Consider the following 19,704-nt stretch of genomic DNA (forward strand, 5'->3'; position numbering starts at 1 on the left):
AGAAGAAAAAATCAATTACTATCAAGGAGCAAATAAAGCAGAAAAACCTCTAAGTGAAGTGCAAAAAACTATTGCACAAGCCATGCAAATGGAAAATCTTTCTATATTGATGGGCGCCGGTTGTTCTAGTTTTCTTATCAATAAAGAAGGAGCAGCCGTAAAAGAAGAAGCAGCCATATCAACAATGGCTGGTCTTTTTAAAGCTTTTATAGAGCAACACCAAGACTTCAAGATATTGGACGTCAGTATAGAAGATAAAGTTAACCAAAACCTTGAAGAACTAATGGACTTTATGAATGCGCTTAGACAAGTAAACCATATTAAGGAAATTGATGAAGAGATCGATAATAAGATTAATATTGTTAAAGAATTCATCACAGATAAAATTACTCAGGGCATGAATTGTAGTGAATTATCTGAAATTTATAAAAAGTTTTATTTAAAAACAATTTCATCAAGTAGAAAAAGTCCGATTAATATAGTAACTACAAATTATGATATGTATAATGAACGCGCATTGGATGAATTGAATTTTATCTATAACAACGGGTTTACTGGTTCATATAGGAGAACATTTAATCCAAATATATATAAATATATGTATGTAGACAACATGAATTTAAATAAGGATATATGGAATAGAGTAGATCATTTTTATAATTTATATAAAATTCATGGATCGATTTCATGGAAGAAAAGTGGAAATGATATATATGAAGTGTCTATGAATGAAATAGATAAAAGTTCTCTCGAAAATGTGATGATATACCCAACCCCTTTAAAAGATAGAAGCACCTTAATGGTACCTTACACAGACTTGATGCGATCATTTCAAGATAATTTAACTCAAAAAAATAGTGTATTAATTACATTAGGGTATAGCTTTGGAGATGATCATATAAACCGAATAATACTAAATAATTTATCAATTCCTTCATTTAGACTAATCATTTTGGGAGAAACTGATTATATAAATGGTGATAGTGAAGAAATAGAGACCAATATAGGAAAAATTAGAAATATGGATGATAGTAGAATTACAATCATTAATTCTAGTAACAAAATTCATTATTTTAAAAATTTTGTTGAAAAGTTGATGCCAGCTATTCCAAGTGAGGAACAAGAAAAACAAAAAATTTCTGATCAAATAAGCAAAGTTTTCTCAGATTTGAGCGAAAGCGGAGGAAACAATAATGGGTAATCGTTCTATTGGAAGACTAATTCTTATAAAAAACTCCATTGTTTTAGCAGAAGTATTCAACAATATAGATAACTATATAAATACATTTGATGGAACCAGGTTTGTTGGAGAGATTGGAACATATGTGTCAATTTATGAATTAGGTCGAACACTCATAGCGGAAGTATTATCTGCTGAAAGTTCTCAGCATGCTTCCAATGCTCCATTAGCTAAGCCCAATGCAAGCAGAATTATTTCATTAAGATTGATAGGCGAAATTACCAATAATGAGTTCTTTTTTGGGGTATCTAAGATGCCATTATTGTATTCTGAAGTCCACATTGTTACAAATGAAGAATTAAATGTGATGTTAGATGTATCCAATTCTGAAATTACCGTTTCGGATAGTAATACAAGAGTCTCAAAATTTTCTTTAGGAAAGTCAGTGTTATTCTCAGAATATGATGTGAAAGTAGATTTAGATAAATTTTTTGGCTACCACTCAGCTATTTTTGGAAATACTGGGGCGGGAAAGTCTAACTCTATTGCAAGAATAATTCAAAACATATTTTTAAAGTCAAATTATTCAGCTCTTGGATCTAGATTGATACTTATTGATTCAAATGGAGAGTATAAAAAATCTTTTTCTGAAATAGAAAAAATAAATAATGATATTAAGTGTCAATTCATAAAACCTCTCTCCGATCAGGATAATTTTGAAGTTCCAATTTGGCTTTTATCAGTAGATGATTGGGCTATCTTGTTAAATGCATCAGAAAAAACACAAATACCGGTTTTGAGAAAAACCATGGAAGTAGTTAAAATTTTTTATTCTGAAAATGATAGTTCTGAAGAAGCTAAGAATCATATATTAGCTTCTACTATCACAGGTATATTAAATAGTTCCGAGTCATCTCCATCTAAATCGGATAAAGTAAGTTCATTATTGACCAACTTCCCAACTAAAAGCATAAAACTAGAAACAAAAATTAATAGTAAAAAAAATTTAAGAGACAGTTTGAATGTTAATTATGGAAAAATAGATGATATTGAAAATATAATATCCTTTCTACAAAAATATATAAATTTCTCTCTAATGGAAGAGATAAAATATAATCAATTAGTGCATTTTTCTCCTAATGATTTTTTAACAGCTATGAAATTTGCGATTCTATATGAAGGTAGCTTGAACAGTCAAAGAGTACAGGAGTACACCGCACCATTGGTTTCTAGGATGCAAAGCTTAGTAGAGTCGCCATTCAGTAAAATCTTTAATAAAACTAGATTTAAAAATAAAGAATCCTTTTTTGAGGAACTCTTGGATAACAATAATATTTTAAACATAGATATAAGCGCTATGGATGATTCGATGTCGGAAGTACTTATAAGAGTATTGGCCAAAATAATTTTAGATTATCAAAAAGGCCATCAAAAAAAAGCAGATAAACCCATAAACTTATTTATTGAAGAAGCACATAGGTATATAAAAGATAATGGTCTTTCACATGGAACATATGATTTTGATATATTTCAAAGGATTTCAAAAGAAGGTAGAAAGTATGGTTTTCTAATATGTGTTTCTACACAAAGGCCTAGTGATTTATCAAAAACAGTAGTTTCTCAATGTAGTAATTTTATTGTTCATAGAATTCAAAATCCGGATGATTTAAATTATATCTCTCGAATGGTGCCTTATATCGACAGAGATATCATTGATCGCTTAACCTATCTACAAACAGGGCATGCTCTCGTTTTTGGCTCTGCAATTAAAATTCCTATGTTGACTTCGTTTGCAGAAGCAATACCTAACACAGATGGAAATAGTGCTAAAATATCAGAAAAATGGTATTTAGAAAAATAAGTTGATTCTATTAAATAGACTCATTTTCTTCCTCGCATTTTTGATTCCAACATCTGATTTTAATATGACAGAGTATTTGAATAAAATTTTTCGACGAAAGAGACACAAGCTAGTTGTGTCTCTTTTAATATGCTTATTTCGAATTATTTAAGAGGTCAACAGAGTATACCCTATTGGTCATTTCGGATATTCGTGATATACTTGGATTTCTAAGAGGTCAACAGAGTTGGGCAACAGAATATATAAAATAAACCGGATTTGAGAATTTTAAAGGAGTTTTATTATGACGAAAATTGGGTATGCTCGAGTAAGCAGCATGGATCAAAATTTAGATCGACAGTTAGAGTTGTTATCAGAGTGTGATAAAATTTTTAGTGATAAAGCGAGTGGGAAAGATACCAATCGTGAAGGATTTCAAGAAATGATGAAATTCATACGTGAAGGTGATATAGTCGTTGTGACAGAATTAAAACGCCTTGGACGAAATAATAAAGAGCTAACAGAAACGATGAATTTAATCCAGCTGAAAAAAGCTACACTGGAAGTTTTGAATTTGCCAGCGCTAACAGGTATCACTGATGATAATTTGCGTCGATTACTTAATAACTTAATTATAGAACTTTATAAGTACCAGGCTGAAGAAGAACGTCGGTATATTCGTGAAACGCAACAACAGGGAATTGCACTTGCCAAAGCCAAAGGTAAATATAAAGGTGGTAAACCTAAATATAGAGAGAATGATCCACGATTACAGTTAGCATTTAAATTATTTTTGGAAGGAGCTACAGATAAAGAGGTAGAAGAACAGATTGGTATTAACAGGAGAACTTTTAGAAGATATAGAATGAAATTTGGCATCACTGATGAACTCAGATCGAAGGAGAAAAAAAATGAAAAATAGCTATATAAAAACAGGTTTTTTGTTTTTGATATTACCGATCTTTATTGCTTGGGTACTATCAATTTTTGAACTTAAAGAAGCTTGGCTAGATTATTGGGGAGGTATCATTGGTTCCGCTCTTGGTGTATTTGGGGCTTTTTTTATATTAAAAGAGCAAATAAAGAATGATAAAAATTCACTTGAAGTGCAATTAGAAAACGATCGAGCACAAAATAAAAGACAACAAATAGACAATACTTTTTTTAATCTGCTTTCCATTCATAATGAGCAAATCACCAATTTGAAGGAGAAAAATATTTTTGTGGAAATAGAAAGTAATTTTGAAAAAGAATTGAAAGAAAAAATGACCTTAGAAGGCAATGAATTTTTGAAAAAAAATTTAGCTCTCGTTAAAAAAGCAGCTAAATCAATGATAAACCCGTATGAAGAATTTTTAACAAGACAGGAAGGAAATATATATGAAGAGCATAGACAAATTTATGAAAAAAGATGGAAAGAAGAGCGCAAAGCAATATCCTTTTATGAACCTATAGAAACTCAAGAAGTAAGTACATTTGATTTAATGGCAGATGTCACAAAAAAAATATTGAAATTCGAAGAAATTGTAAAAGCTCAAGAGAGAGAAGAACTTGGTAATATTGACTATTTTTTTAAAAATATTGAGCAACAAGCTATATTTTATTTGAAAATTGATCTACCAAACGATTTTAAAAAATTAATTGACTCCTTGGATAGATATTATCGATCAAATGACTATCTATGCTTATCTTCCGAGAACAGGATATTAGCAATAGACAACTCTATAAATTTACATTACAGTCTAGTTGGTTCATATTTTCGATTGGTTCACAGTATTACAAAATATATTAATGATAACGTAATCGAGGAAGATATTAAGAATAATTATATCAGTTTTTTGAGAGCTAACATGAATCAGAGAGAAATATTGACAATATTTTATAATGCAGCTTATACAACACGGGGGCAAGAATTATTGTATGAATTAAATAAAATTTCTTTCTTTGGCAATGAAGAGGATATTAGTAGAAATCGGTTTTTTGACAAGTCAGCTCTTTTTTGGGAATTGGATGATGTGAATCTGATGCTAAAGAGATAAGATGATAATTATCTCTTTAGGTAACATTTAAAATATTTGCAAAGGAATTACCGATCAATAAATGTATAGATCTAAAAACAAGTATTAGATATGGAACGAAATATAAAGTTGCAAGAACAGAGAAAAAGGCGGTCGATATTAAATGAGTAGTATTTTGGAAGGAGAAATAAAAGAAATTCACAAGAATTATGGAATACTTACTAGCAATGTAAATGGTAAAGAAGTTGAGCTCTATTTTCTAATTTTGCCTGAAATGTTCAAAGATGGAAGATTTAAACTAAACAAGCAGGTAACATTTAAAACCAGAAAAATTGAAGTAAGAAAGTCTGATGTTTTAATTGCATATAATTTGAATAATATAACAGGCGACGATAAGTCTAATAAAATCAATGTAGTAGAAGATAATAGTGTAATAACAGCTAACAGTTACTATGAGTATTTATTTCAAAAAATGATTAATAAAGAAGGTCTGGATTCTTCAAGTCTAGAGAAATTAATATACGTAGATAAAAATGCTAAGGAATTCTTTCTTAAGTGGATTTTATTTATAGAATCGACAATTAAGGATAAGTTAACTTCGCTTGCTAAAGACATAAATTCTAGAGATATTTATGATAAGTTAGAAGAACATTCAGATACTAAGAAAATTGTAAGCAATCGGTTTAAGAGTATTAGAAATGAGTATATGTTTAAACCAGAGTTTAATTTATTAGAATTAAAGCAACATGGATCAGACCCAAATAATAATATGGTTATAGATTGCCCGTTTTTTCTGTTTTTAGAAGCACTATCTTTAACAGAATTAGGAGATGTATTAAACGTATTGATTGAAGGAAAAATATTATACAAAGATAACTCCGAGTATAAATGTCTTTATTATCTCAAGGATTCATTTGTAGAATTATCTTTTATAAGAAATAAATCAGCGCATGGTAATCCTCTAATACCGCATATACTAGACAATAATTTTAATCCTAGCTATATGTATGAAATGGCTTCAGCATTTCCTGACTGGAAAATCAATAACAATGTAGAAAACTGGTCACTATTTAACTTTATTAGGTATACTGTTAGGTCGCTTACCAAACAGGGAATCAACTTAACTAAGTCAGGAAGCCCAATGCTTTCAGCATTGTATTTCACTAAATCACTGTTGATAAATCCAGCAAAGCGCTCTTTTTTCATGTTTTTTTACGTTATGATGGTCATCAATGCCTATACGGAGGGGAATCATGATAATGAAACACAATTCTGGAATGATTCGATGATAATAATAAATAGTTTACCAGAAACGCAACAGGTGAAGAATGTCCTGGATAGCTTTCCATCTAAAGAGTATTCAATAAAAAGTCAATTATCTCATATAATAATCCCATTAGTTACTTACAAGATGCAAGGAAGAGATTATTTTAGAATGAATTTAGAGATAACTTTTGATATTGGCCGTTCTCAATAAAAATTAAAGTTCAGTCGGGTAGAGTATCTATAACTAAGTAAACTAAGAAATAAAATAGAACAGAAGATGGTGAAACCTTGACTATCTTCTAAGGGATTTTATAATTGTTTATTGTGATATGCTTAGGTCTGCATAATTAGTCTTGCGCTGCCCGTTATTGAATTTTCAGGCAGCACTCTTTTTGGGAGATAGTTAATGGAAGAAGAGAAAATTTTTGAAAAACGTTGGCAGCTAGCTTCAAGTGATCCTCGATAAAATTAAATGTAGCAATGAAAAAAGAGCGAATCTATCAAAGATCCGCTCTTTTTATTTTGTTACTTCAGTGCAACTTAATTCTGGCATGTCAGCTGTAAGATAGTTGCGTGCAAAATCTAAATCAGTGATCCATTCCTCAATGTGATCTTTTTGAATGATCAGCGGCATACGATCGTGGATAGGTGAAACCGATTCATTAGGCTTGGTCGTCATTATGATCGATTCTGTTTCAAATCCTGCACCAGTTTTATGAATACGATAAAAGCCGCCTAGATAAAAAACGTCACTCTCAGCTGAAGTAAACAATAGTTTTTGTTTTTCGGAATCCCATTCGTAGAATCCGGAAAGAGGGAAAACGCAACGTGTCTCTCTAAAGGCTTTTGAGAAAGTTTTCTTTTCTTCTACTGTTTCCGCACGTGCATTGATCATAAGCTGGCCTTTTTTGAATCCTTGGAAGCCCCACTTGGTAACGCCAGGAACAATTTGTGAATCTTTATTAAGGCCAAGTGTAACCACATGATTTGAAGGGAAAATTTCGTTATATCCAACTCGGACTTGCTTACTGGCGGCATTGGGAATTACTTGATCATAATAGTCTTTCAATTCTGATGATGATAAATCAAAGAAATATCGACCGCACATAGTTTTTTTCCTCCATTACTAATTATTTTAGAAAAATCGTGTGCCACAGAGCTATTCTAAGGCGATTTCAAAACCAAACGATGGACGATGATCTTCAATCTTCGTCTGCAAAATCCTGATAATATTCATTTTTGATTAACTTGATCTCTTCCTCTATATTACTCTCTTTTTTATTTTGCTTGTTGAGAGAAGATTCTCCGTCCTTAAAATAATCAACTTTGAACCATTTTTCCTCTTTTTTTATAGATACGTGTCGGACGTCTGTCCAATAGATCAGTTGTTCATTCAGTACAAAATAGTCTTCATATGCTTCACCTAGAAATTGTCCTTCAACAGGATCCAGAAATCTCCCAAATTCGTCTTTAGTGTTTAATTGCAGCGATATAGGCTTGTGATAAAGGAACGATTCTGATAGTATTGCGTCGATTTCCTCACGGTTCATTAATTCCAAACCGACAATTTCTTTTGTAGCCCAAGTTTCGTTTTCTAAGACACCTTTCATAAGATCATCCATGGCGTAAGCCGTTGCCCACTTCAATCCGAATGGTCGATCTCTGTATTGATTATAATCCGTAAAAGTTTTCTTAGTACGTTTTACCATGACCTTCAGCACCTTCAAGTCCAGACATACCACCTGCATGCCCTCCAACAAGGCTGCTGCGAGCGATCGCACGTCCACCTTCCATTATGCTGTTTGCATGAACGATCGATTTAAATCCGAATTTTTTGCGTATAGTATCTACCACATAATCGATTTTTAAGTCTTTTACTTGCTCGTCCGGATCTTCAAAGAGGTCAAGCTGCAAAGCATTAGAATAAACGAGCTTTGAACAGTTTACTCCCACATTTCGAATGTCCTGGTATTTGTAATGACGATCAAATATCTGCAATAAGTAGTTTGCTATTTGTTTGCTACTATTGGTTGCTGGCACCTTCATTTGCTGATGAAACCCTCGACTGCCGGATCGATCGACATAACCCATTGAAAATCCGATCCATAGAGAAATTACTTCAGCTTTCGCACCAGATCTCCGTAATCTTGTTGCTACTTGATCAGCCATTTCTTTGATTACAATTTCTATTTCTTTTCGACGTGTATAGTCTCGGTTTAAGACTTGACTGTTCCCTATCGACTTAGATTTTACTTTGTATTTCTGACCTAAGAATGATCGATCGATGCCCCAGCTGTGTGCATATAGTTGAGTACCTAAGACACCAAAATTTTGCTTCAGCTGATAGTAATTTGCGTGTGCCAGATCATGCATAGTAAATATGCCCATTCGGTTCAGTCTGATAGCCGTCCGACGCCCTATCCCCCAAACATCTGTAATGTTTTCTACAGACCAAAGTTTTTGCTGTACGTCTTCATAACGCCATTCTGCTTTCATATCTGAATTTTTTTTACTTTCGAGGTCTAGTGCGAACTTGGCCAAGAGCGGATTGTCACCAATCCCGATCGTTGTGAAGATTCCAGTTTGCCGATAAACGTCTGTTTGAATCATTCTCGCCAGCTCTTTTGCGTCCTTTGCACCGAACAGCTTTAATGAGTCTGTGACGTCTACAAAGCTCTCATCTATGCTGTATACTGCATGATTTTGTTCGTCAGCGTACTTCTTGTAAATATTGTTAATCTCCATATTCTTTCTCATATACAGTGCCATTCTCGGAGGTGCGATCACGAGCTCTTCCGGATACGGAAAAGGAAGATCACGAGATCTACTGACGTTTGATATTCCATAGGCTTTTTTTGCGGCCGGACTCGATGCCAGGATCAACCCACTTCCTCGCTGAGAAGGATCGTCTGAAGGATAGGACATGACAACTAACTTTGTCTTTAAAGGACTTAGCCCTCTTTCTACACATTCTACGGATGCATAAAATGATTTACAGTCGATACAAAAAATATCCCTTGAAGGTTCTTTCGTGTAATCAAACTTTGGATTTACGCCAAACTGCATAACCATGCTAAATCCCCTTTTCAAAAAAGATACGTTTTATATACACATTAGAACACATGTTCGTTTTCTTAGTCAAGGAAATTAAATGATTAAAAACAGAATCATAAATTATTTGCTAATCAATTATAGTATATCTTATACATTAAATAATAAAGTATAAGATATACATTTGTTTTAGTATAACTTATACCATAAACGTTATTCTGGAATTTTATCAGAATGATTTTTTTCGTCAGCCAGAACAGTAATTCAAGGTATTTGTAGTATATATCTGCTATTAAATGAAATATAGCAAATATATTTAGTATATCTTATACATTAAATAATAAAGTATAAGATATACGTTTATTTTAGTATAACTTATACCATAAATGTTATTTTGAAATTTTATTAGAGTGATTTTTTACGTCAGTCAGAACAGTAATTCAAGGTATTTGTAGTATGGATATGCTATTAAATGAAATATAGCAGATATATTAAATATTTTTAGTATAACTTATACTTTTTATCGATATATAAAGTATAAAATAAATATTGATTAAAACAAATATATAAGTTATACTTTAAATAAAGATAAAAGAAAGTAGGTAAAAATATGACAGCAACTACTTATACAGTCGGGAACTTTAAAGGTGGAGTAGGAAAAACCAAGATAGTTACAATGCTAGCTTTTGATAATGCTGTAGTAAATAAGAAAAAAACACTGGTAATAGATATTGATCCGCAAGCCAACGCTTCACAAATATTAGCAAGAACTGTTGACTTAGATCATATTGATAAAACAATAGTAGATGGGATCAACGAAGAAGACCTTTCAATTTGTATAACGCCGATTATGGAAAATCTAGATTTAATTGCATGTGATACAAGTTTTAGATCGTTTTCTAACTATGTTATTGCTAACTTCGAAGATGAGAAAGAACAAATCATGGTTTTAGAAAAATTATTGGAACCTATTAAAGAAAATTATGAGACCATTTTTATTGATGTGCCTCCAACTATTAGTGCATATTCAGATAATGCTATGGCGGCCTCTGATTACAGTATAATAGCTTTTCAAACACAAGAGGAATCGTTAGATGGAATTGGAAAATATGTTGGGTACCAAAAATTTATGATTAACAACTACGATATTGACCTTGAAGTGATTTCAATAATTGCATGCATGCTTGAACCAGACGATGATTTAGATAAAAGTGTATTGAGCGAGGCTATAGATTTATATGGATCCGCTGTATCGAAGAATATTGTTAATTTCCAAAAACGACTAAAACGTTATTCAAGAGAAGGAATATCTTTGAAAAAGTATCGAAACGGAAATTATGATCAATGGGACTATAGGGCACATGAACCGTTTATAAAAATACTTGCCGAACTTGAATCACGCAGAAAGATTTTTGAAGAATAGCTAGGAGGGAAAGAATATGAGTGAAAGGAAAGAATTTAATGTTGATACCAAAGTTGATACAGAATATGCTGGTCTCTTACAACCAGGAATAAAAAAGAAAAAATCTGTATCAATTAGAGGAGAAAACGAATTTGGACACTCTTCTTTGATGAATAAGAAACCAAAAGCGACTACTTCAGCAGCAAGTAAAAAACGAGGACGTCCTATAGAAATTACAGATGAAAGATTTAAAGTTACAAAACCAAAAAAAATATCTCCTGCTTTGGAGTCAAAACTAAACGTACTACAAGACTACGTTGAGGAACTTCAATCAGTGCAGGGTAGGATTACCTTTGAAAAACTTATTGACACTTTATCGGAAGCGTATATTACGCAAAAATTAGGTGTGGCGAAAGAGGAACACTTGAGAGAAGAAATAAAAGATGCATTTGATAAGCTTTAATTTTTTCAAGTCATTCAACAATAAAAGTATAAGTTATTATTGATTACCAAAATATAAAGTATAACTTATACTTTATATTTTGGTATTAAAAAATATTTGTCACCAGAGAAAGCTTATTTTAAGGGTATCGTTTTATTACCTGCTTTAGTAATTTAAAGTATAAGATATACAATAATGTCTAATTAGGTATAACTTATATGAGGTTTATTTAAGTATAACTTATACTTTATAAAAAATTCTTCTTGTACAAATTTAACTGTTTTGTTATATTCAAATAAATAATACATATAAAAAAGAGACGGATAAAAAAGTGAATTTGGCCTCACTTCTTCATCTGAATCACATACAACAACTATGTGTTCTCGCTCGTCTCATGGAAATTATGTAAGTGGCTGGAAACCACTTATGTGATTTGAATAAATCTATTCGGACTACCAATCCGAACCTATAGGTTTATTTTACCATTTTTTGACGAGCAACTCAATATATATACGCTTATTTTGTCATTCCTTTGAGACTTCTAAGCCATTGAGAGAACACAAATCTTTAAGATTATTTGTGTTCTCTTTTTGTTTAGGAAGGAATAACAGTCATGGCAGTTTCTTTGGATGTCGTATATTCGACGGTATTACAAAATGGTATCCGTAAATTTAAATATAAAAACAGCCACTTAAAACCGGTCTCTTTTAGTGATCAGTCGGGAAAGGGGGCTATTTTTGCGTACCGTTCAAAGGAACACATGATCGAGGGGATTGGACTAGTGATCACTTCAGAAGAAGGGGTGATCGAAAACAATAATCGATTCACTCATTGGACACCAAATGTATTTCGCTATGGAACGTATGCTGATGAAGCCAGAATGTTTACGAAAGGTCATTCGGAGGACAATTTACGTCAAATCAATACATTCTTTGTTGATTTTGACACATTGGATCCAAACTTTGACTATGGAGAAATTATCTTGGCCAGTCACGAGATCGGCTTTATGCCGACAATGATTCTACGTACACCGCATGGATTTCAAGCTTTCTATGTACTAGACAAGCCTGCATACGTGACGAAGAAATCAAATTTTAAAGTGATCAATGTGGCCAAAATGATCTCAAAAAATCTAAGGAAGAAATTTTCAAATGATTATCGGTTTCCTGTCGATGTAAATGCCAATCATTTTGGGATCACACGAATGCCTTCTGAAGAGAATGTTTTATTCTTTGAACCACAGTATCGTTATAGTTTCGAAGAATGGATCGACTGGTCAATGAGAGAAGATGCGGACAAAAAAGCGGAGATCAAGAACGTTTTTGTATTACCATCTACTCAAGAATTTCGTCAAGTAGATGAACCCTGGTTCCAGCTGTTGCTAAAAAGTCAAAAAATACAAGGTGAAAAGGGCGTATATGGTCGAAATAATGTCATATTCACCTTGTCTTTGGCATACTTTTCGTCAGGATACGAAGTAGAAGCATGTGAATTGACGATGTTAGAATTCAATGACCGCTTGGCTAACCCTTTATCTGATCGAGAATTAACCAGAATCATTCGTTCCGCTTACTCCGGAAAATATCAAGCAGCGCACAGAGAAAAAATTGTCCTATTATGCCAAGAGTGGGTCGATGTCAATCTTTCTGAAGAGCAGCTATTCAACAAAAAACGGGGATGGTGGAAATTCAAGAAAGAAAGAGCTGTGCGCAAGTATTCACATAGTCATGAATGGGCAGAAGATCTACTGTCCTATTTGAATGAGCAATCCTATGAAGAACAACCATACATTATTTCTACAAAAAAAGAGTTAACTGAAAGTTTAAAGATCCCAAAACGCTCCCTGGACAAAGTACTGAAGCAGTTAAGAGAAGAGAACAAAATTCATTTTCGTGTTCGTGCTGGTCGTAATGGAGGTATTATGCTAGCTTCGATACATGGATTGATGCGCTCCGTTATCCGGCTAAAAAAAGAAAGCCAGGGGGCTTATTTCGCTGCGATCTCAGAAGCTTTTGGAAGAGAATACACGTTTATCCAGTCAGCACTGAAACGCTTGATAGAACCCAATAAGATCGGCGTACAAACAGATCTGTTCATGATTGATACAGGTTGAAATTAAAAGGTGCAAATTGCCTATTACATTATATCTATGATACGCCCCTTCTTTTTTCTCCGTCTTGCTTGCTGGTCTTAAGAAAGAGTAGTACTATTATCGCAAACGTAATAATATGGTGGGAGGTCTTTCTGACTATGAGTATCAATACCTTTGTGTATCCCTACCCGATCAATGTATTTATTATTTCGCGGTTAGGTATGACAGTAGAGCAATTTTGTGAGTTGCATGGATATAAGCAGAGTACAGTAGCAAGCTGGGTAACAAGAAACCGTGCAGTAAAAACGTTACCTTGTGATTTTTTATATTGTCTTAGTCTTTCTTCAGGCTGGTCGATGGATGATGTTTATCGTCATTTATTGGTATTGGAGGAGAAGTTCTTAAAGAGTATCAATCCAAAAAAAGAAAAAGAACAAATTAATTAGTTATGTCGATCATTCTTCGTTGTGTTTTAGTTTTTTACGTGTTCGTTAAGTGATATAGGCAATGTAACTTAATAAATGATTTTGTCAGTTTACTTTTTTGGGAAGGTTCAAGTATCTGTATTTATTTGTGAAAGGTAATATTATTACATTTTTGTAAGGGTTATTTAAAACAGCAATAGTGTATAATTTAAATAAGATTATATCTTGTCTATGTTTAAAATATCGATAAAATAAATATTTACAATATCCTATTACTAAAATATACTTGAGTTAGAAAGGGGGAACAGTAGATTCATTTTTCGAATTTACTGAAAGATATGAATAAATCCAAAAGGAAAGTATTGACGATTGTTTTATCTTGCACAGTTTTGGTAGTACTTGGTACACTATTTTTCCTGAAAAATAATGGTAAAACAGGCATTTTTATTGAAAATAATAAAGGTGCAATAGAAGTTCCTATTACAATAGCAAGAAATTATCAGAATGATTCAGAAGTTCTTTATGAAAGTAATTCGATAAAGTCTACGAATAAACCAATAGAGGAAGCTAGTATAAGTGGTGAGAGTTCTATTTCAGTTACCATTTATGGAGAAGAGCAAACAGTTACTGGATATGTTGATAGCAATACTAAAAACTTTTCTTTATTGGTAAAAGTAGCTAGTTATGACGAATCAACGGGTAAAATAGTATTAGATTGCAACTATGATGATGGTATGAACAAAATAGAAAAAAAATTGATTTTCCAAAAATAAGGAGAACTAAAAATGAAAAAAATATTTTTAACGTTAGTTTTATTCTTTGGTATTTCAGTATCAAGTAGTATCAATGCATATGCAGATGAGATTGCAACAGATGAATCAGTATCAGAAACAATATCGAATGAGAGTCTAAGCGATGAAGTAATAGATAGTTTAACAATTGATGACTTTGTTAGAGCTTATGAAATTTCGAGCTCAGATGAAGCATTTAAAGATCTATCTGAAGATGATCAAAACTTATATATGATTAAGCTATACAATGAGATATATGAGTCAAAAAGCTATAGGGTAACAGCAAGATACCTGCCATCTGCCTACGAGAATTTGAATAGTGCGGAGAAAAAACTTGTTAAATCATATCCTGCGCAAGCAGCACAAGTGTATACTGCTTCTAGTTTGGCTACAAAAAGGACAAATGCACTATATAAAAACGGGTTGCATAATGGGAACGGAGATGCTTTTAGACATACTTATTGGAATGCTGAGATGGCAACGATGTTAGCCGGATATGGATCAAGTTTCAACCCTTCTAACGGTAAAACAAATGCGAAAAGATGGGCAGATGCTCACGAGGAGAATAAAAATCAACCAGCTAATGAAAAGCAAATGGATCTTTTCAATAATAACGTTGGTAGATCGATTGTAAATAAGAAATATTCATCAAAGGATTTAGAGAAGAAGGCATTAGCAAAAGTTGATGCAGGAAGTTGTAGAAGAATTGTAAATAACAAAGTAGTTGCTACAACTAAAGCAAGATAGTTTTTCGAGAAGAGATGAATATTATCTCTTCTTTTTTTGTATTGATGATTTGGGAAAATAGGAAACTTCAGTTTTAAATATATAAAAAAAAGCCCAGCATAGAATACTAGGCTTTTTCTTATGGTTTTAAAATGTATACAGGTGGAATATGAATATTGTTTGGACGATCACCGTTTCTGTCAGATAGACGTTGGAAACCGCCATGTAGCCCTTCTACCAAACGACTTGAGGGTAATAAGTTGTGCCAATTAGTAACAATTTGATTCAATTTGTTTAGCTTATTTTGTTTTTCATTGTTTTGATTTTCGGTGTAGATGGCTAGAACATTCTCTAAGTATTGTGCCCACATTTTCAGTTCAATGGAGTCAACATGGTCTGCTGTAGCTATTAATTTATTTAAAGGCTGCTTGGCTTCTTCAAAATAACCTAAATCCATTAAGCAATCGGATAGGTTTCCTAAGCAGATTGGATAATACTTTTTGTAGAAATGATTAAATGAGTCCATAACATTGAAGTCGACGTCTATCAATTTTTGACTGACAATCTGAAGCTGATCCATTGATAGCAGGGTCATAAAATCTGCAAAGAATTGCAGATCGTAAGAAGTCAGATGATTTGTAACTAAGATTTGATTCATCAATGCCTGGACTTCAAGAATATCTATTTTAGGTATTTGTCTTGTATCTTTTGCAAAATACTTTTCTAGCAACAATCGCATTCTGCTTAGAATTAGACTGTTTTTTTGATTTTTTATCAGGTCTTCGTATAGGATAATTGCTTCGGCTATATCATGTGTATCAGTGACGATATTGTATCGCTTGAAAAGATTTTTGTATTCATGATTTTCACTTCGATAATAGAGATCCAAGATATCTTCAATCCTAGCATTCAATTTTTTTGCTAGTGGCACAAGTATATATATCGGAAATTCACTTTTACCTTTTTTTATTCTTACATACGAACTTTCACTAAGAATGGTATCAACTAATTCCTTCTGAGATAATCCACGACTTTTTCTCAAATCCTCGATTATTTGCACTAAAATGATAGAATCCTCATTCACAGCTCATTAAACCTCCATAAGAAATTGCGAATTCCGCAATTTTTCAATTTTTTGTTGTAAAAATTTTATCAAGTGGTACTATTTGACTTGTAAATTTACACTATTAAAGTATCGGAGGAAAATACCTATGAGTTTAGATTGGATCTTATTTTTATTTGCTGGTTCAGGTAGTGTTCAAACACGTGATGTGCAAATTGGTACACGCTAAAAGTATTTGTGAAATAAAGTTTTAAAGTCAATTTTAGAGTGATTTTGTAAACATGATCATAAAAAAATACGCCGGCGGTTATAATACATTTTAAACGATCACAATTTCGCTCTTTTTCAATCCAAACAAAAAAAAGCTAGTTAGAAACTAGCTTTCAGGTGGATAGCGATTAAAAGGCGGCATATTTTCAATTTCACTGAATAGCTCTGTAATTGGAATCTCGAGTATTTCAAACAATGTCAGATAGACATACATCGAAGGTTTTTCAATGCGATTATTTTCGATTGTTGAAAGATACGAGTAATTAATATCCGCAATTTCCGCTAAATCCCTTATTGTATATTGGTGTTTGAGTCTAGCTTCTTTAATCGCTTTAGCTAGATGATATCTAATATTTGTGTACTCTTCATTAGTCATTAATTTAGCCTTTTTATTTTTGAAAATACCATATAAAGCAAAAAAATGTTTGTTTATATACAAACAAAATGGTATAATATTAATGTGAAAGTGAAATATAGTGTTGTTGATGTAGTAACTTAAATACTTAGTTAAAATGACCGATAGTAGAAGAAGAGACAAGGATGTTATTTTAGATTAAAAAAATAAATTGTTGTCAAAATAAATTTCTTATGCTATGTTTTACACATAAAAATAAAACAATATTTTTGTTTGACATACTTGTACGAAGCCAAACAAAAAGGAGCCCCCGAAGTAAATCTCGTCACTGCAAGAGCGCCAACTCATGCAGGAGTCATTGATAAACCTCGGTTTCCAATCAAGTGATGCAACACCTGAACGGATTGAGCTCCTTTGCGTCGTAGCTTCTCTACAACGATGTAATTATAACAGATAATGATTGTAGAAAGAAACTTCTGATTCAATGTATTATTGAAAAATGTATGTTTGATCTTTAGTTTCTTCTACAGTTGATCTAGGTGTATGATAGGCCAAATCATCATTTTTGACGCCATCTGTTATTTTCGTTGAAGAGACTGCGATTCTTAGGAGGTAAATTCATGTTCTCGTGAATTTACCTCCTTTTTGTTTGCTTTTATGGAAGTATGATCTAGGAAATGAGGAATGACAATGACAAAAGGGTTAGCAGTATACGTTAAAGATCTAGCAAGAATCAAAACAACGGTACAACTATTTAACACGCAGCATTGGATGATCGAAGGGGAAAACGCCTATCGCTATACGACTCTTTTTGAAAAAGGAAAGCCAAAAAAAATATTTTTCGGGGCTGCCAAAACGGAAACGATCTTTCCACAAATCAAACTTCTTTTTGATCAAAAGGAAAGAGTCATTGCGCAACGATTAAATTCAAATGGTCGTCTGATAACGACAAGGGAAAACAAATATTTCAAAGTCCGGAACCATCGATCAGAACGAGCGTTAGAAGTATATGCCTTGATCACTGCGATAGAAGAAAAAGAATACGAGGAAATGATTCAAAATTATTGGTACCAGGAACGAAAACGAGCGTAACTGCTTTTTGAATCTAAAATTAAACATCTTTTGTTTGCTAGTTTCTAGCAAAATCTCTTGATATGAGTTGATAACGAACGAGTATTGAGAACTAATTGAATAAATGAATTGGGTATTAGAACGCCCCTCTAAACTAAACAGCATGGCTACTAAGGGGTTTAGAGTAACCAGGAATACAATGAACTGGTGAGCCAAAAACATTGAAGGATTTGCCAAGACCGCACGAGTGCGAGCGAATATCCGGCCTTCATAGGAGTTAGATTTCTCCGGTTGTAAAAATCTGCGACTTTTATTTTGTTCTATTTTCGAATCTGGTAAACAAAAGATGTTTAATTGGTTAATATTAAATTTTAAAAAGGGAGTGGAAGTTATGACGAAGACAAATAAGTTATTGGCAGTTGGAAAGTTTTTCTTGAAGATGATGTTTAAAGTTAGTATGGGATTGCTGAAGGTTGCTGTATTTATCTTCATTTTCACTTTCACGTTCGCTGCGATCAACGCTACTTCAACATCATTTTCTGAAAGGTGATAAAAAGTGAAAGTCTCTGAATTAATCAAGATCACGAATAAAATAAGAAAAATGGATAAGTTGAAAAGCCGATTATTGTCGACGCTGATTGTAATAACAACTTTATTTGGTATTGGAATCTTGGGTACATTATTTTTATTCGGCACTCAAAGGTTGGTTATCTCGTTTGTTTTAATCAAGTGGCTTATTGCAATAACTGCAATCATTTGGCTTTTAATTAGTGTTTTGCAGATAAAGATTCTCCTAGAAAAGCGGAAAATTTGAAATTATTTCTTGTCTATATCAAATGTAAAACTGAAGCAGGAGGGAAATATTCTGAAGACGAATCAACTGAAAAGAATGAGAAATACTAATCCAAGTGTATTTAAAGAGACATGGCGTGACAAGCAGATTAGATTAAAACAAGAAGAGCAGCAAAAGCTAGACAATGCTACTGTTCGAAGAGGATCCTTTTCTTGGAAAGAAGGGGAAGTCATTAATTGACAGAAATACAAAACTAGAAAGAGAGTTGAATAAAGTGACTCTACCAATTAACGAGTGTCCACATTGCGGTTGCGCTATATTCTATCGTAAAGACTATATGAGCGGTTCTTCATGGTATTACGCAAGTAATACGATAGATGTAGAAAATGGTTCTATGTATGACGGTTTAAAAACCACGTATGGAAAATGGTGGCATTGTGATGATTGCCATAAGAGGGTTTTTGAAGATGAAGACGTTGAGTAATTCCACTATCCACCAATATTGTTAAATCAATTAAAGGAGGTCAATATGAGTAGTACTGTCTATATGATAGCAACCTTTACTATATGTCTGTATGGGCTATATCTATATGGGAAAATGTCCAATTTGGAAGATATTGACCAATACCTATCAAAAGAAAATCAAGAGTACTTACTAAAAAATTGTTATTATGATCATTCTTTCAAGAAAAACACTTTACAGGAAATTGAACGAATGATTCATCGAATCAATGCACAGTTGATGGATCTGAACGAGGATAGGCTAATAATTAAGGCAGAACTATCAAGCAAAATAGATAGTTTGAAGGCCTTGAAACACAAAATTCTTGTTGACAGTTACAATGAAAAATTAGCCGAACTATCGCCAGATCAACGTGCATTAGATGATTGGGATCGTTTTTAATCCTTGTTTGAAGGG

18 protein-coding genes are annotated in these 19,704 nt (G+C 32.7%); 13 read left to right on the top strand and 5 right to left on the bottom strand.

Translation table 11 applies throughout. From position 1 onward, the window contains the following. The 5 genes from IGK63_RS16200 to IGK63_RS16220 all read left to right on the top strand — a co-directional run. Positions 1-1,201 (top strand): SIR2 family protein (locus IGK63_RS16200; RefSeq protein WP_429972551.1); only part of this gene is annotated, 1,201 nt, incomplete at its 5' end. Further along, the gene (locus tag IGK63_RS16205) at positions 1,194-3,041 is read left to right on the top strand and encodes an ATP-binding protein (RefSeq protein WP_429972552.1); all 1,848 of its coding nucleotides are present in this window, start codon (positions 1,194-1,196) and stop codon (positions 3,039-3,041) included. The genes IGK63_RS16200 and IGK63_RS16205, both read left to right, overlap by 8 nt. Before the next feature lie 283 nt (positions 3,042-3,324). Next, the gene (locus IGK63_RS16210) at positions 3,325-3,942 is read left to right on the top strand and encodes a recombinase family protein (RefSeq protein WP_429972553.1); all 618 of its coding nucleotides are present in this window, start codon (positions 3,325-3,327) and stop codon (positions 3,940-3,942) included. Beyond that, positions 3,932-5,059 (top strand): putative phage abortive infection protein, encoded by a 1,128-nt coding sequence (locus tag IGK63_RS16215; RefSeq protein ID WP_429972554.1) that lies wholly within the window; start codon positions 3,932-3,934, stop codon positions 5,057-5,059. Before IGK63_RS16210 ends, IGK63_RS16215 begins: the two co-directional genes overlap by 11 nt. A 142-nt stretch (positions 5,060-5,201) precedes the next feature. Then, complete coding sequence (locus tag IGK63_RS16220) at positions 5,202-6,515, top strand: Abi family protein (protein ID WP_429972555.1); 1,314 nt, start codon at positions 5,202-5,204, stop codon at positions 6,513-6,515. Positions 6,516-6,821: 306 nt separating this feature from the next. Here the strand turns inward: IGK63_RS16220 and IGK63_RS16225 are convergent, their stop codons facing one another. The 3 genes from IGK63_RS16225 to IGK63_RS16235 form a co-directional block, all read right to left on the bottom strand. Continuing rightward, entirely contained in the window at positions 6,822-7,412 is a 591-nt protein-coding gene (locus IGK63_RS16225) for an SOS response-associated peptidase (protein ID WP_429972556.1), read from the bottom strand. A 94-nt stretch (positions 7,413-7,506) separates the two neighbouring features. Then, positions 7,507-8,013, bottom strand: coding sequence for a hypothetical protein (locus IGK63_RS16230; RefSeq protein WP_429972557.1), 507 nt, complete (start codon positions 8,011-8,013; stop codon positions 7,507-7,509). Then, positions 7,997-9,376 carry a Y-family DNA polymerase gene (locus IGK63_RS16235; RefSeq protein ID WP_429972558.1) on the bottom strand — a complete coding sequence of 460 codons (1,380 nt, stop codon included), beginning with the start codon at positions 9,374-9,376 and terminating at the stop codon, positions 7,997-7,999. The genes IGK63_RS16230 and IGK63_RS16235 overlap by 17 nt, the downstream gene beginning before the upstream one ends. 589 nt (positions 9,377-9,965) lie before the next feature. Here IGK63_RS16235 and IGK63_RS16240 point away from each other — a divergent pair. From IGK63_RS16240 to IGK63_RS16265, 6 genes are all read left to right on the top strand, one after another. Further along, on the top strand, positions 9,966-10,778 hold the full coding sequence (locus IGK63_RS16240; RefSeq protein ID WP_029486053.1) for a ParA family protein: 813 nt from the start codon (positions 9,966-9,968) through the stop codon (positions 10,776-10,778). 16 nt (positions 10,779-10,794) lie between these two features. Beyond that, complete coding sequence (locus IGK63_RS16245; protein ID WP_002337540.1) at positions 10,795-11,220, top strand: hypothetical protein; 426 nt, start codon at positions 10,795-10,797, stop codon at positions 11,218-11,220. A 592-nt stretch (positions 11,221-11,812) separates the two neighbouring features. Beyond that, positions 11,813-13,312, top strand: a complete 1,500-nt coding sequence (locus IGK63_RS16250) for a primase C-terminal domain-containing protein (RefSeq protein ID WP_429972559.1) — start codon at positions 11,813-11,815, stop codon at positions 13,310-13,312. 137 nt (positions 13,313-13,449) lie between these two features. Further along, on the top strand, positions 13,450-13,737 hold the full coding sequence (locus IGK63_RS16255) for a type III secretion system protein PrgN (RefSeq protein WP_086373500.1): 288 nt from the start codon (positions 13,450-13,452) through the stop codon (positions 13,735-13,737). Positions 13,738-14,078: 341 nt separating this feature from the next. After that, positions 14,079-14,489 (top strand): hypothetical protein, encoded by a 411-nt coding sequence (locus tag IGK63_RS16260; protein WP_094519151.1) that lies wholly within the window; start codon positions 14,079-14,081, stop codon positions 14,487-14,489. A 12-nt stretch (positions 14,490-14,501) separates the two neighbouring features. Beyond that, positions 14,502-15,254, top strand: a complete 753-nt coding sequence (locus IGK63_RS16265; RefSeq protein ID WP_412273568.1) for a DUF6973 domain-containing protein — start codon at positions 14,502-14,504, stop codon at positions 15,252-15,254. 118 nt (positions 15,255-15,372) lie between these two features. On the opposite strand, the gene IGK63_RS16270 is transcribed toward IGK63_RS16265, so the two are convergent. Together IGK63_RS16270 and IGK63_RS16275 are read right to left on the bottom strand one after the other, a co-directional pair. Then, positions 15,373-16,317, bottom strand: coding sequence for a helix-turn-helix domain-containing protein (locus tag IGK63_RS16270; protein WP_429972560.1), 945 nt, complete (start codon positions 16,315-16,317; stop codon positions 15,373-15,375). Positions 16,318-16,672: 355 nt separating this feature from the next. Continuing rightward, positions 16,673-16,942, bottom strand: coding sequence for a helix-turn-helix domain-containing protein (locus IGK63_RS16275; RefSeq protein WP_311950844.1), 270 nt, complete (start codon positions 16,940-16,942; stop codon positions 16,673-16,675). 669 nt (positions 16,943-17,611) lie between these two features. Here IGK63_RS16275 and IGK63_RS16280 point away from each other — a divergent pair. Together IGK63_RS16280 and IGK63_RS16285 are read left to right on the top strand one after the other, a co-directional pair. Next, positions 17,612-18,013 carry a hypothetical protein gene (locus tag IGK63_RS16280; protein ID WP_142960386.1) on the top strand — a complete coding sequence of 134 codons (402 nt, stop codon included), beginning with the start codon at positions 17,612-17,614 and terminating at the stop codon, positions 18,011-18,013. 1,301 nt (positions 18,014-19,314) lie between these two features. Then, a complete protein-coding gene (locus IGK63_RS16285) occupies positions 19,315-19,689 on the top strand; it encodes a hypothetical protein (protein WP_429972561.1) in 375 nt (124 codons plus the stop codon). Positions 19,690-19,704: the final 15 nt, after the last annotated feature.

It is taken from the genome of Enterococcus sp. AZ040, from assembly GCF_050499185.1.
Classification (GTDB): domain Bacteria; phylum Bacillota; class Bacilli; order Lactobacillales; family Enterococcaceae; genus Enterococcus_D; species Enterococcus_D entomosocium.